The sequence below is a fragment of the Allobosea sp. 10L417 genome, from assembly GCF_056395485.1.
Genome location: NZ_JBFTJP010000014.1, coordinates 62,753 through 75,409, shown reverse-complemented (window position 1 = coordinate 75,409; position 12,657 = coordinate 62,753). Strand labels below are relative to the sequence as shown.

Sequence of the window (12,657 nt, the reverse complement as noted above, 5' to 3'; positions counted from 1 at the left end):
AGAGCGGCCGGAACAGGCCGGCCGCATCTCACCGCCCCCTCTGATCAAGCGCAATCGAGCGACGCCGCCTCGCGGCGAAGGAGGCCTCATGCCTGCAACCGACACGGCCAATAGCCCGGTCATCGAGCTCATCAACGTCTCGCGCCGCTTCATCACGCCGGATGGCAAGTCGATGACCGCGATCCGGGACTTCAACATGAGCGTGGCGCGCGGCGAATTCGTCGCCGTCGTCGGCCCGACGGGCTGCGGCAAATCCACGACGCTCAACCTGGTCACCGGCCTCGCGCGGCCATCGAGCGGCGAAGTTCGGCTGTTCGGCCAGCCGGTCACCGATATCGACCCGCGTATCGGCTTCGCCTTCCAGACGGACGCGCTGTTTCCCTGGCGCAGCGTCATCGACAATGTCGTCGCCGGCCCGCTTTTCCGCGGCAAGCCGCGCGACGAAGCCTACGCCAAGGCGCGTGAGTGGCTCGCCCGCGTGCATCTGAGCGGCCATGAGACCAAGTATCCGCACCAGCTCTCCGGCGGCATGAGGAAGCGCGTCTCGTTGGCGCAGACCTTCATCAACGAACCGCAAGTGCTGCTGATGGACGAGCCGTTTTCGGCGCTCGACGTGCAGACGCGCGTGGTCATGCACGAGGTGTTGCTCAACCTCTGGTCGGAGGCCAAGGCCTCGGTGATCTTCGTCACTCACGACCTTGAGGAGGCCATCGCGCTCGCCGACAAGGTCTATGTGCTGACATCCGGCCCCGGCACGGTGAAGGCGATCTACCCCGTCGAGCTGCCGCGGCCGCGCATTGTGAGCGAGATCCGCTACCAGGACGATTTCATCGCGCTGTCCCGCCGGATCTGGGACGATMTTCGCGCCGAAGTCGAGCGCGGCGCTGCCCGCGACGAAGCCCGCGCAGCCTGAGGAGGGCGCCATGACCGACGCAGTTCTCACCACTTCTACCGGCTTCCGCCCCGGAACGTCCGACGCCGAAATCGAAGCCGCCGCGGCCAAGGCTGCCCGCCTTCGCCGTCACAAGGTGCTGTTCTGGCGCTGGGCCATCCTGCTCGCCATCCTCGGCGGCTGGGAACTCGGGGCCCGTACCGGTATCATCGACGAGTTCTTCTTTTCGAGCCCCAGCGCGATCTGGAGCAGGCTCGTCGAATGGACGATCGAGGGCACTTCGGAAGGCTCCCTCTGGCTGCACCTCTACGTCACGATGGAAGAGGCGACGTTGGGCTTCGTCTTCGGCTCCGTCGCCGGCATCGTCGTCGGCATCGCGCTTGGCCGCAACCAGATGCTGGCGGACATCTTCTCGATCTATATCAAGGTGTTCAATTCGATCCCGCGCGTGGTGCTGGCGCCGATCTTCATCATGATCTTCGGGCTGGGCATCGGCTCGAAAGTGGCGCTCGCCTTCGTAATGGTCTTTTTCGTCGTCTTCGCCAACGCCTTCCAGGGCGTGCGCGAGGCCGACCGCAACCTGATGGCCAACGCCCAGATCCTCGGCGCGCGCGGCTGGCAGCTCACCCGCTCGGTGGTGATCCCCTCGGCGATGAGCTGGATCTTCGCCTCGCTGCATGTGAGCTTCGGCTTCGCCATCATCGGCGCGATCGTCGGCGAATTCGTCGGCTCGCGCCACGGCATCGGCCTGCTCATCAACATCGCCAAGGGCACCTTCGACTCCGCCGGCATGTATGCGGCGATCGTGGTGATCATGATCGTGGCGCTCGTAGCCGAGTATCTGATGACCTGGGTCGAGGGCCGGCTCGCGACCTGGCGCCCGAAGCCACTGCAGGATCAGCAGTGAGGCTCAAACCGAAGGTGACGGCTGGTCCTCGGCCATCGGTAGCCTGACTTCGACACGCAGCCCCGGCGGGGGCTGCGTTTCCGTGAGCGCGATCGTCCCGTCATGGGCCGCAACGATCTCCTTCACGATCGCGAGCCCAAGCCCGGTGCCCTCGACCGTCGAGGGGGCAAGGCGGTGAAACCGCTCGAAAACCCGCTCGCGATCGGCCTCTGGAATACCCGGGCCGTTGTCCTCGACGACGAGCAGAATCGCGGCGTTTGACGATGCCAGCCTCACGGCGACGCTGCCCCCTTCAGGGATGTGACGCAGGGCGTTGTCGACGAGGTTGGTCACCAGCTCGCGCAGCAAGGTGACGTGGCCGTTGATGGGCAGGGCGGCATCGGGAGCCTCGAAGGAAAGGTCGATGTCCTTATCGAAGGCAATGGCTCCAAGGCCTACGAGCACGTCGCGCGCGATTGCGCCGAAATCGAGCCGTTCCTTCCGCAGCGCCGCGCCGCCCGGTTCCGCCCGCGCCAGGGTCAGGAGCTGGTTCACGACCCGGCCCATGTTGTCGACGCCGCGCTCGATGGCTGAGAGCGCCTCGTGCCGCAACTGCGGATCGTCGTCGCGGCGCGCCATCGCAACCTGCGTTTTCAGGACGGCCAGCGGCGTGCGCAATTGGTGTGAAGCATCGGCCACGAAGCGCCTTTGGAGAAGGATGTAGACGCGCACGCGTTCGAGCGCATGGTTGAGCGCATCGATGACCGGCCTGAGCTCGCCTTGCACGCGATTGCGGTCCAGCGCTGTCAACGATTCCGGGTCGCGATTGCGCAGTTCGTCGCGCAGCCGGAGCAAGGGCGCCAGGCCGCGCCGCAACCCCAGCAGGGCCAGCAGGGCGGCGATGCCGACCAGCACGAGCTGGTCTCGCAGCGAGCTCTGCCAGATCTCGTTCACCAGCCGGTCACGGCCATGCAGGGTCGTCGCGACGATGACGAGCGCGTTGCCGCCTTCCACCTTCGAGATCACGGGTTGAGCCAGGGCGACCGCGCGCACGGGCTCTGTGCGGAATTGGCCCTCGTAATAGGCGGGCTCCAACCCTTGGGGCGGCGCTGGCGGCTCCACCACATCAGGAAAACCCGCAATGAGTTCCCCGGACGGCGATAGCACCCGGTAGATCACCTTTTCGCGGTCGGGCGAGGCGAACATTTCCAGCGCCGAGGGCGGGATCAGCGACTCGACCCGCCCATCGCTCTCCTTGACCTGCTCCGCGATGACGCGCGCCGAAGCGAGCAGGGTTCGATCGGTGATCAGATCTGCCGTCCGCGTCGCGTCCCGGCGCAGGGTCCAGCCGTTGAAGGCGACGACGGCGGCCAATGGCAGCAGCAGCCAAGCCAGAAGCTCGGCGCGCAGGCTCCTACTCACCTTTCAGCCTCAGGGCGTAGCCCAGGCCGCGCAAGGTGCCGATCGAGACCCCTCCGCCGCCGAGCTTCTTGCGAACGCGGTGAACATAGATTTCGAGCGCATTGTCGGTCGCATCATCGTCGAGGCCGAAAACGGTATCGATCAGGCTCGCCTTGGGGACGATGCGACCACCCGCTAGAACCAGCGCTTCAAGCACGCTGTACTCGCGCGCCGTCAGGTCAAGGGGAGCACCACCGAGCATGAAGCGGCGCGCATCCGTTTCCAGGACCAGGGGCCCGAAGCTGACATGTGCGGTGCGGCTATTCTGACGCCTGCGGAGCTGAGCCCGAATCCGTGCCTCCAGCTCATCCGGCTCGAAGGGCTTGACGAGATAATCGTCGGCGCCAGCATCGAGCCCTGCGACCCGGCTCGATACGGCATCGTTGGCTGTCAGGATGATCACCGGGGCCAATCCGCGCCGCTGACGGAAGCGGCGCAGCAGCTCAAGCCCGGTCATATTCGGCAGGCCGATATCGAGGATAATGAGATCGTAGCTGTGCGTCGCGAGAGCCGCATCGGCGTCGAGCCCGTCATGGACGCAATCAACCACGTAGCGGCTCTTCCGGAGCAGGCGCGAGAGCCAGTCCGCAAGCTCACGATTGTCCTCGACCAACAGGATGCGCACGTGCTCGGCAAACTCTTTCGCTGCGCGTCGGATTGACGCCTACCGTTGCCGGTCGGATGCCTCAAGGAACGCGATTGTCGCCGCGATGGCAAGGGACCGAACGGCAGCAGTCCTTCCGCCGCCAAGGGAGGCGATTTGAAGACAGCATCTGAAGCGGGCCTCGTCTCAGACCGAGCGAGTGCGGTATCGATCATGGCCCTCCCGCCGCGTAGCAGTTCAATCGCGCGGAACAGGCGCAGCCGACGCCCCCATGAACGGTGCAGCACAGCAATCTCTATTTCAAAATTTTGGCGGCCCGATCTCCAGCAGGTCGGCGGGAGGCGCAATCTCGCGCAGGCGGCGTGTGGCGTCGGCTTCGGAAGGAGCCGCAACGGCCTGCTCAGGCGTCCTCCCCAAATGCGCCAGGTTCGGCCAGCAAACGACCGCCGCCGTCACGCATAGCTGCACCAGGATGAAGGGAGCGAGCGACGCCATAGCGGCCCGCAACGGCGCACGCCGGGTCGAGGCCGCCCGGGTCATCGTCAGCGCATAGCCGAGAGGCGGAAGCAAGAAGCTCGTCTGGAGGATGAGCAGGGTCAGGACCGCGACCCATTGCGCATCCTCGACCCGCATCAAGATCGGCGGCAGCAGGATCGGAATCAGCACGAAGATGATCTCGAAGGCATCGAGAACGAAGGCCGCCAGGAAGATCAGGCCGAGACCCGCCCCCAGAATTCCCAGAGGGCCGCCTGGCACCGCCTCCATCCAGCCAGCGACGAGCCGGTCGCTTCCGAGCACGCGAAAGACGAGTGTGAAAGTCGTCGCCGCAACCAGCAGCGCCATCAATGCACCGGTCATCGCCAGCGTGTCGTCGAGGACCGCCTTGAGCCGCACAAGATCCAGCTGACGGCTCAACACTCCCGCGACCAGCAGGCCGACCGCGCCCATCGCCGCGGCTTCGACCGCGTAGAAATAGCCGAGCGCGACGCCGACGAGCAGGCCGCCGATGAAGCCGACGGTGAGGAGCGCGAGAGCGGTCTCCCCCAGCGTCGGCACCGGCAGGCGCCGGCCGGGTTCCCGGCGCAGAAACGTCAGGGCGAGACAGGCCGCGAGAAACAACCCGGCCGGCAACATGGCGCCGCGGAAAACGTCCTGCGTGTTGACGATGCGATCTACCCGCCCGGTCGCATTGAGCGCGATCGTATGAGCTGTCATCATCGCATCGCCGAGCAAGATCAGGACGAGCGAAGGCGGAACCAGCACGCCGAGCGTGCTGGCAACCGTCAACAATGCAACGCTCTCGGCGGGCGGGACCTCATGCTCGGCCAGTGCCGGATCGATCGCTCGTGTCAGGGCAATCGCATTGGCGCTGACGGAACCGTTCATCGGTCCCAGAATGGCGCCGAGCGCCAGCGTCGCTCCGCATGCGCCACCGAAGGGACGCAGCGCCGCGTGGAACAGAATGCGAGCGAGCGGCAAGCGGTTCAGCAGCGCTCCCATGAAGACGAACAGCGGCAACGCCTGCAGCAGATCGGATTCCAGCAGGCCGACGAGACGGCTCGGCAGCGCCGCAAAGAGCGCGATGCTGGAAGCATCGAGCACGGCCGACACGGCGGCACCTACCGCCGCGAGGCAAATCAGAACGCCCCAGACGGGCAGCCCGGTCGCGATCGCGCCCAGCGCGACGCCGCCGAGCATGGCAAGGCCGACCCACTGGCTCACGCGCGCCTCCGCAGCAAACCGAGCAAGCCGGACGCGAAGACGAGCGCAGCCAGAATGAAGCCCGAGGCGCGAATGAGGAAATAACCGGGATTGCCGGTATCCGGGAACGATTCGAGGACCCGAAGGCTGGCCAGCAACGCCGGCCACCCGACGATCAGCAGGAACAGGGACCAGGGCAGAAGCCCAAGCACGATGAGCCCGATCTCCAGCGCCCGCCGCAGCCTCTCCCCGTGCCGATGCGCCAGGGCATCGCTCGCCAGGTGGGCACCGGAGCGTGTGGTTGCCGTCAGTGATACCGCGACATAGAGGGCGAACACGCATTGTCCGAGATCGTTGGCTTCACGCGACCAACCTTTGAACAGATCGCGCAATGGCCATTGCAGGAACAGCAGAAGGATCAGCGGCAAGGCGAGCCATCGGGCCGCCAGACAGATCGCACCCAGGCCCCGATCGAGCCCGTCAACGATGACTTGCATGGAATCGCTCCGGAAGGGGCATCTTTCAAATATTTTCCGTCATGTCGGTAGGCCTGCGGCGCAGGGCTGTCGGCAACTGGCGCGTCGAGCGGCCTTTTCGCAGGCCGGGACGAGCCAGCTGACGGCCTGGCGCTCAGGGAGCGGGCTTCCAGTCGAGTTCGACCGCACTGCGGCCTTGCCTGGCATTGTAGCGAATGGCGGATTTGACGGAGGCCTCGACCTCGGAAGGATCGGCTCCGCGCGGACATCCGGTCGTATCGTATCGCAGCGCCTGCCGACCCAACCAGACGACCCATTTCCGCTCAAGGGTTTCCAAAGGTTCGGTCGTCGGAAAGGGCTGCGAAACGTAGAAATGACGGTCTTGCTCCGAGCCTGCATAGCAGAAGCGCCAGCCAGCCGCCGGGCCAGCTAGCGCAGGCAGGGCCGGCGCATACATCAGAAGAAGCGCAAACATCGCGAATCGGTGCTCGCCTCTCCCAAGCAAGTGCTTCATCCGGACGCTCCTGCTGATTGCGTTTTGCCTCGCACGGCAGGATCTAGACGAACAGTCCGGTCGCGACGGCCCACAGCAGGAAGATGCCCATCCCAGCCCGATAGATCACGAAGACCCAGCTCGACATCCGCTCCAGATACCGCATCAAGCCCCAGATCGCGGCGAAGGAAGCCAGCGAGCCCGCGATCAGGCCGACCGCCAGCAATGCTACGGCATGGGCGTCTATGCCGACCTTGGCGATCTCCCAGGCTTCCTTGAGCCCGGCCAGGGCAATGGCCGGCAGGCCGAGCAGGAAGGACAGCCGCGCGGCCTCGTCGCGCTTGAAGCCGAGCGCCAGCGCCGCCGTCAGGGTCGAGCCGGATCGAGAGACGCCCGGGATCAGGGCTCCGACCTGGGCCAAACCGACCAGCAGGAAATCCGGCCAGCGCGCCTGCTCCACCGAGCGGCGGTGGCTAGCGAACCATTCCGTCGCCGCCAGTAGCAATGCCATCACCAGCGATGTCGCGCCGATCACTTCCAGCGAACGCAAAGGCGAGCCGCAGCGGTTGAGCATGGGCGCGAGCGCGACACCAGCCAGGACGATCGGGACCGTCGCGACCACGATGCCGAGCGCCAGCCGGCCCGGGCCCGTGTCGAACTTGCGGGTCCTGAGCGCCGCGAGCCCCCCGACGGCGATGCTGCCGACATCGCGCCTGAAATAGCTGATCACGGCCGCCAGTGCGGCCAGCTGCATGAGCGCCGAGAAGGCGGAGCCGGGATCGGGCCAGCCGAGCAGGGCCGGCACGACCCGCATATGGGCCGTCGAGGAGATCGGCAACAACTCACTGACACCCTGGACCAGCCCGAGCACGGCGACCTGCCCGAAGTCGAGGGCGGCGAATCCGGTGTCGAGTCCGGCGGAACAAGCGGCGGCGGCCATCGTGATGGGTCTCGTGCGAAAAACGCCATGCGCTAAGCACGATCCGTTCCACGAACGGACGACTGGCTCGAGATGCCGAATGTGCCCGCGATCGGCCCCTTAATGCTTCTGACGGTACGCTTGCCCAATCCTGAGAGACCGGACGTCGATCTTGGCGAGTCTTGTTCTAGCTCCAAATTTTGCAGATTCACCTAATCTATGGGGCAAGCCGCGTCTCGGGCGCTATCCTCAGAGATCGACAAGAACCCACAGCACCACGGCGTTGGCGACCCCTTTTGAAGTCCAGGTGTGTTCCGTCGTGGCGTCGTAATACACGGAATCGCCCTTGTTCAGCTCAAGCGGCTCGTAGAGTCGGCTGTGCACGACGAGCGTGCCTTCCAGCACCATCACGAAGATCTCCGCTTCGGACTTCGCCCAGGCAGGATATTCATCCGGAGAACGCGCCGTCACTGTCGTCAGTATCGGCGTGGCGCGCTTGTTCTTGAGATCGGCGCAGAGCAGGACGTTGTTGCACGTGCCGGTCGTATGCTTGCTGCCGCTGCCGGCCCGGCTGATGGCGCGGCGTCCGGCGAAGCTCACCGTGCCGTTGTCCTGACCGCTCGACAGCAGTGTCACCAGCTCGACATCGAGCCCGTGAGCGATGCGTTGCATCGTCGAGATCGTCGGCGATAGCTCGTTGCGTTCGATCTTGGAGAAGGCCGAGGCGGAAACTCCCGTCATCGCGCTGACGTCCTGAAGCGTCAGCCCCCGGCTTTTGCGCAGCTTGAGCAGCCGGACACCGATATCGACGCCACCGCGCGACTCGTCGCCGGCCTGCCAAGCCTCAGGTGGTTCGATATCCCCGCGTTCCGCCGCCGAGATTTCCGGCATCCCGATTCTCCTCGCCCCCCTGATGGGGATCGTCCTGTCATAATCTCTGGTTGCGAGGAGGGAAAGAGAATCACGTCCCGCATGATCCAATAATTGTCGTATCCGACATTTATGTATTTTTGTGTTGACACTTTCCCGCCCCTGAAAGAGGCTCCATTCCCAACGATGCGCCGGCAAGAAACTGAGCGCGGTTGGCGAGGGGCCGACACGCGGGGAACCGGCAGCATCACTGCGGGGATGCTTAGATGACGCTTACGCACGACTCCCTCGGCGGTCTGTACACCGCGATCGTCACGCCGCTCGCCGCCGATGGGGCGGTCGATATCAAGGGGCTCCAGGCGCTGGTGCGCTTCCAGCTCGACGCCGGCGCCGCCGGCATCGTGCCGATCGGCGGCACGGGCGAATATCCAGTCTTCTCGCGTGCCGAACGCCGGGACATCGTCGCTGCCTGCGTCGACGCCGCGGACGGCAAGCCGGTGATCCCCGGCGTGCTCGCGACCGGCTATGAGGATGCGCTGGAGGCGGGCCGCGACTTCGCCAAGGTCGGCGCCTCGGCGGTGATGACGGTGACACCCTATTACGCGCCCGGCACCCAGGAGGGCATGCGCGCCTGGTTCGCCCGCTATCGCGATGCGCTGGATCTGCCGGTGATGCTCTACCAGATCCCGCGCCGCACCACGGTCGCCGCCTTCGCCGAGACCGTGCAGGCCATGGCCGAGGATGGTTCGATCATCGGCATGAAGTATTCGTCCTACGACATGCCGGACTTCATCCGCACGATGAAGCTCGCGGGCGATAAGATCGCGATCCTCTCGGGGGAGGAGCCGCTTTTCGCCACCCATGTCGCGCTCGGCGCGCGCGGCGGCGTGCTCGCTTCGGCGACGATCTATCCGCGAATCTGGATCGAGATCTTCGAACTTGCCCGTCAGGGCAAGCTGAAGGAGGCACTCAAGCTTCAGGACAAGATCGATCCGGTGGTCGACGCCATCTATGTCGAAACGAACCCGGGGCCCCTGAAGGAATATATGGCGCTAGCCGGCCGGCCGGTCGGCGGAGTCCGCCTGCCGCTGCTGGGGCCGAGCCCGGACACGCTGGCGAAGCTCAAGCTGGCCGCCGAGCGGGCCAAAGCCGTCAGCCTCGCCTGAGCGGAGACGGTGTCGTGATCGAGACGCTTCGTGGCATCGTTGGCGACAAGGGGCTGATCACCGATCCGGCGGAGATGGAGCCCTGGCTCACCGACTGGCGCCAGCGCCGTCGCGGCCGCGCGCTCGCCGTCGTCCAGCCGGCTTCGACCAAGGAAGTCTCCGCCGTGGTCGCGCTCTGCGCGGCCGAGGGGCAACCGGTCTTCCCGGTCGGCGGCAATACCGGGCTGTGCTTCGGGGCCGTGCCGGAAAGCGACCGCAGCGACAAGCCGGGTATCGTGCTCTCGCTGCGCCGCCTGAACCGCATCCGCGCCATCGACCGGGCGACCGGCATCGCCACGGTCGATGCCGGTGTCGTCCTCGGCGACCTGCACAACGCCGCCGCCGAGGCGGGGCGACAGTTCCCGCTGCATCTCGGCAGCGAGGGCAGCGCCCAGATCGGCGGGCTGATCTCGACCAATGCCGGCGGCACCGGCGTCGTCCGCTACGGCCCGATGCGCGATCTCGTCGCGGGGCTGGAAGTGGTGCTGCCGGACGGGCGGGTGCTCGCGGACCTCGCGGCGCTGCGCAAGGACAATACCGGCTACATGCTGCGCCATCTCTTCATCGGCGCGGAAGGCTCGCTAGGTATCATCACCGGTGCGGCACTCCGGCTGCATCCGCAGACCCCGAACACCGCCCATGCCTGGGTCGCTGCTCCAGATCCCGCTGCTGCAGTCGCCTTGCTCGCCTCCCTGCAGGATCGCGCCGGCTCGTACATCCAGGCCTTCGAGCTGGTCTCGGCCTCGCAATTCGAGCTGGTGCGTAAGCATGCGGAGCGAGCGCGGTTCCCCTTCGCGGAGATTCCGGCTTGGTCGGTGCTCATCGAGCTCGGCAGCGAGGACGCGACGGCGGCACTGTCGACGATCCTCGAAGAGGTCCTCGGTGCGGCGCTGGAGAAGGGCGATGTGCTCGATGCGGTGGTTGCGACCTCCGCGCAGCAGGCCGCCGATTTCTGGCACATCCGCCACTCCGTCTCCGAAGCGAACAAGAAGGAGGGCATGAGCATCACGCATGACGTCGCCGTGCGCTCCTCGGATGTCGCGCCCTTCATCGCGGCGGCCGACGAGGTCGCGGCGAAGCTGTTTCCGGAAGCTTACAGCGAGGTGGTCTGCCATCTCGGCGACGGCAACGTGCACTACATCCTGATGTTCACGCACGCATTCTGGGCGGCGCTGCCTGATGCGGAGGCCTTCGCGCTGGAGGTCGAGCGGGCGATCCATGACGTCGCGGCGCGCTTCGGCGGCACCTTCAGCGCCGAACACGGTGTCGGCCGCAAGCTGACGGAGGAGCTGGAACGCCTCGCCGATCCGCTGCGCTACGAGTTGATGAACAAGGTCAAGACGCTGTTCGACCCGCAGAACCTGATGAATCCGGGTGTTCTGCTCGCGCCGAAAGCGGTTTGAAAACGACGGAAAAATCCGCTGCCGCCTCCGGTGAGGGGCGGAAGATCACGGAAAGCCCGCGGGGGAAGCGGGAGCCTGCCTCACCAGACAGAACGGGGTTCGCCTCACAACGCCGGGAGAGAGAAAAATGACGACACGCAGGGATCTGGCCGGCCTTATCGGCGCTGGCGCGGTTGCTGCCGGCGCGCTGACGCTGGCTTCCAACGGAGCACGCGCACAGGCTGCCGGGCAGAACACATTCGACCGCATCATCGCCAACAAGAAGATGCGGCTGGGCGCTGTGACCTCGAGCGCCCCCTGGTTCACCAAGGACCCCGCCTCGGGCAAATGGAGCGGCCACTTCTATGCGATCGGCTCGGCGCTGGCCAAGGACATGGACGTCGAGCTCGAGCTGGTCGAGACGACCTGGGGCAACGCGGTGCTCGATCTGCAGGCCGACAAGATCGACATCATGTTCGGCCTCAATCCGACGCCGAAGCGCGCCATGGTCGTCGATTTCTCGAATGGCGTCTATGACAGCGCGCTGGTCGTCATCGCCAAGCCGGGCTTCGAGCCGAAGAGCTGGGCCGATCTGAACAAGCCGGAGGTCAAGATTTCGGTCGACGTCGGCTCGGCGCATGACCAGATCGCTACGCTCCTGTGCCCCAAGGCCCAGATCACGCGCTTCAAGACCATCAACGAGGCGATGCTGGCGCTGCGCAGCGGCCGCGTCGATGCGCAGTGCATCTTCTGGATGGGCGGCGTGCGTGCCGTGAAGGCGGACCCCAGCCTCGGCAAGGTGGTCGTGCCCCAGCCGTTCTTCGGATCGACATCGAATGCGGCGGTGCGCCGCGAGGCGGACAAGACCTGGCTCTTCTTCGTCAACACTTGGGTCGGCTATGCGCGCGGCCTCGGCCTCGTCCGCAGTGCCGTCGTCGAGAGCCTGGACCAGGTCGGCGTCAAGCCCGAGGACATCCCCGCGGGGATCACCCTCTAACGCTTCCTCGGCTTCCCGCGCTCGCCCGCGGGAAGCCCATCCATTCTTGTGAACGGCTTCGGTCCGCGAGGCCGCGCTGGGCGCGGGCAGGGTTGGCATGTCCTATACTTGGAACTTCGACATCGTCTGGAGTTACCGCTGGATCTTCCTCACCGGAACCGGCGTCACGATCGGGATCACGATCGCGGTCGTGATCCTCGGCCTGATCGTGGGTTTGGTCGCCGGCATCGCGCAGCTCTCGCGTTCCCCGGCGCTACGATGGTTGTCCTGGGCCTATATCGAAATGTTCCGGCTGACGCCGCTGCTCGTGCTGTTGCTGTGGTTCTACTACGCGCTGCCGATCCTGACCGGGATCAAGCTGGACGCGATCACCGCCGCGATCGTGACGCTGACGCTGTATGGCGGCTCCTTCTACGCGGAGGTCATTCGCGGCGGGATCGTCTCGATCGATCCCGGTCAAAGCGAGGCGGGGCTGGCTTTGGGCATGACGCCGGCGCGCGTGATGCGCCGCATCGTGCTGCCGCAGGCGATCAAGCGGATGATCCCGCCGCTCATGAACCAGTCGATCATCCAGTTCAAGAACACCTCGCTCGTCTCGGTCCTCGCTGTCCCGGACCTGCTCTATCAGGGCCAGGTGGCGGCGATGGACACCTACCGCGCGCTCGAAGTCTACACGGTGGTCGCTGCGATCTATGTGATCGTGCTGCTGCCGCTGACCGCGATCGTCAAGCAAGCCGAGAAGCGGCTTGCCCAGAGCAATTGAGGGCGCAG

At 65.7% G+C, this 12,657-nt stretch carries 13 protein-coding genes; 6 read left to right on the top strand and 7 right to left on the bottom strand.

The features are described 5' to 3' along the window. The first annotated feature begins 88 nt into the window (after nucleotides 1-88). Both AC1DE3_RS25395 and AC1DE3_RS25390 read left to right on the top strand, forming a co-directional pair. Nucleotides 89-913, top strand: coding sequence for an ABC transporter ATP-binding protein (locus AC1DE3_RS25395; protein ID WP_476852860.1), 825 nt, complete (start codon nucleotides 89-91; stop codon nucleotides 911-913). 10 nt (nucleotides 914-923) lie between these two features. Continuing rightward, complete coding sequence (locus AC1DE3_RS25390; protein WP_476852859.1) at nucleotides 924-1,799, top strand: ABC transporter permease; 876 nt, start codon at nucleotides 924-926, stop codon at nucleotides 1,797-1,799. 3 nt (nucleotides 1,800-1,802) lie between these two features. Here AC1DE3_RS25390 and AC1DE3_RS25385 read toward each other — a convergent pair whose 3' ends face one another. From AC1DE3_RS25385 to AC1DE3_RS25355, 7 genes are all read right to left on the bottom strand, one after another. Next, nucleotides 1,803-3,200 carry a sensor histidine kinase gene (locus tag AC1DE3_RS25385; RefSeq protein WP_476780840.1) on the bottom strand — a complete coding sequence of 466 codons (1,398 nt, stop codon included), beginning with the start codon at nucleotides 3,198-3,200 and terminating at the stop codon, nucleotides 1,803-1,805. Next, the gene (locus AC1DE3_RS25380; RefSeq protein ID WP_476780839.1) at nucleotides 3,193-3,864 is read right to left on the bottom strand and encodes a response regulator; all 672 of its coding nucleotides are present in this window, start codon (nucleotides 3,862-3,864) and stop codon (nucleotides 3,193-3,195) included. Before AC1DE3_RS25380 ends, AC1DE3_RS25385 begins: the two co-directional genes overlap by 8 nt. Nucleotides 3,865-4,143: 279 nt before the next feature. After that, nucleotides 4,144-5,565, bottom strand: coding sequence for a TRAP transporter large permease subunit (locus AC1DE3_RS25375; protein WP_476852858.1), 1,422 nt, complete (start codon nucleotides 5,563-5,565; stop codon nucleotides 4,144-4,146). Next, a complete protein-coding gene (locus AC1DE3_RS25370) occupies nucleotides 5,562-6,041 on the bottom strand; it encodes a TRAP transporter small permease subunit (RefSeq protein ID WP_476780837.1) in 480 nt (159 codons plus the stop codon). The genes AC1DE3_RS25375 and AC1DE3_RS25370 overlap by 4 nt, the downstream gene beginning before the upstream one ends. A 133-nt stretch (nucleotides 6,042-6,174) precedes the next feature. After that, nucleotides 6,175-6,495 carry a hypothetical protein gene (locus AC1DE3_RS25365; RefSeq protein ID WP_476780836.1) on the bottom strand — a complete coding sequence of 107 codons (321 nt, stop codon included), beginning with the start codon at nucleotides 6,493-6,495 and terminating at the stop codon, nucleotides 6,175-6,177. 82 nt (nucleotides 6,496-6,577) lie between these two features. Continuing rightward, entirely contained in the window at nucleotides 6,578-7,453 is an 876-nt protein-coding gene (locus tag AC1DE3_RS25360) for an undecaprenyl-diphosphate phosphatase (protein WP_476780835.1), read from the bottom strand. A 228-nt stretch (nucleotides 7,454-7,681) separates the two neighbouring features. After that, nucleotides 7,682-8,413 carry a helix-turn-helix domain-containing protein gene (locus tag AC1DE3_RS25355; RefSeq protein ID WP_476780834.1) on the bottom strand — a complete coding sequence of 244 codons (732 nt, stop codon included), beginning with the start codon at nucleotides 8,411-8,413 and terminating at the stop codon, nucleotides 7,682-7,684. Nucleotides 8,414-8,568: 155 nt separating this feature from the next. Between AC1DE3_RS25355 and dapA the strand changes: the two genes are divergently transcribed. The 4 genes from dapA to AC1DE3_RS25335 all read left to right on the top strand — a co-directional run bounded on the left by dapA (nucleotide 8,569) and on the right by AC1DE3_RS25335 (nucleotide 12,649). Continuing rightward, nucleotides 8,569-9,468, top strand: a complete 900-nt coding sequence (dapA, locus tag AC1DE3_RS25350) for a 4-hydroxy-tetrahydrodipicolinate synthase (RefSeq protein ID WP_441509788.1) — start codon at nucleotides 8,569-8,571, stop codon at nucleotides 9,466-9,468. Between the two features lie 14 nt (nucleotides 9,469-9,482). After that, nucleotides 9,483-10,910, top strand: coding sequence for an FAD-binding oxidoreductase (locus AC1DE3_RS25345; RefSeq protein WP_476852857.1), 1,428 nt, complete (start codon nucleotides 9,483-9,485; stop codon nucleotides 10,908-10,910). A gap of 127 nt (nucleotides 10,911-11,037) precedes the next feature. Beyond that, nucleotides 11,038-11,886, top strand: coding sequence for a transporter substrate-binding domain-containing protein (locus tag AC1DE3_RS25340; RefSeq protein WP_441509786.1), 849 nt, complete (start codon nucleotides 11,038-11,040; stop codon nucleotides 11,884-11,886). A 97-nt stretch (nucleotides 11,887-11,983) separates the two neighbouring features. Next, nucleotides 11,984-12,649 carry an amino acid ABC transporter permease gene (locus AC1DE3_RS25335; protein WP_441509785.1) on the top strand — a complete coding sequence of 222 codons (666 nt, stop codon included), beginning with the start codon at nucleotides 11,984-11,986 and terminating at the stop codon, nucleotides 12,647-12,649. Nucleotides 12,650-12,657: the final 8 nt, after the last annotated feature.

Bases quoted from the DNA above. Each gene is read 5' to 3' on its own strand.
- AC1DE3_RS25360 (WP_476780835.1), bottom strand. From the start codon at position 7,453: ATGGCCGCCGCCGCTTGTTCCGCCGGACTCGACACCGGATTCGCCGCC.
- AC1DE3_RS25340 (WP_441509786.1), top strand. From the start codon at position 11,038: ATGACGACACGCAGGGATCTGGCCGGCCTTATCGGCGCTGGCGCGGTT.
- AC1DE3_RS25365 (WP_476780836.1), bottom strand. From the start codon at position 6,495: ATGTTTGCGCTTCTTCTGATGTATGCGCCGGCCCTGCCTGCGCTAGCT.
- AC1DE3_RS25335 (WP_441509785.1), top strand. From the start codon at position 11,984: ATGTCCTATACTTGGAACTTCGACATCGTCTGGAGTTACCGCTGGATC.
- dapA (WP_441509788.1), top strand. From the start codon at position 8,569: ATGACGCTTACGCACGACTCCCTCGGCGGTCTGTACACCGCGATCGTC.
- AC1DE3_RS25370 (WP_476780837.1), bottom strand. From the start codon at position 6,041: ATGCAAGTCATCGTTGACGGGCTCGATCGGGGCCTGGGTGCGATCTGT.
- AC1DE3_RS25390 (WP_476852859.1), top strand. From the start codon at position 924: ATGACCGACGCAGTTCTCACCACTTCTACCGGCTTCCGCCCCGGAACG.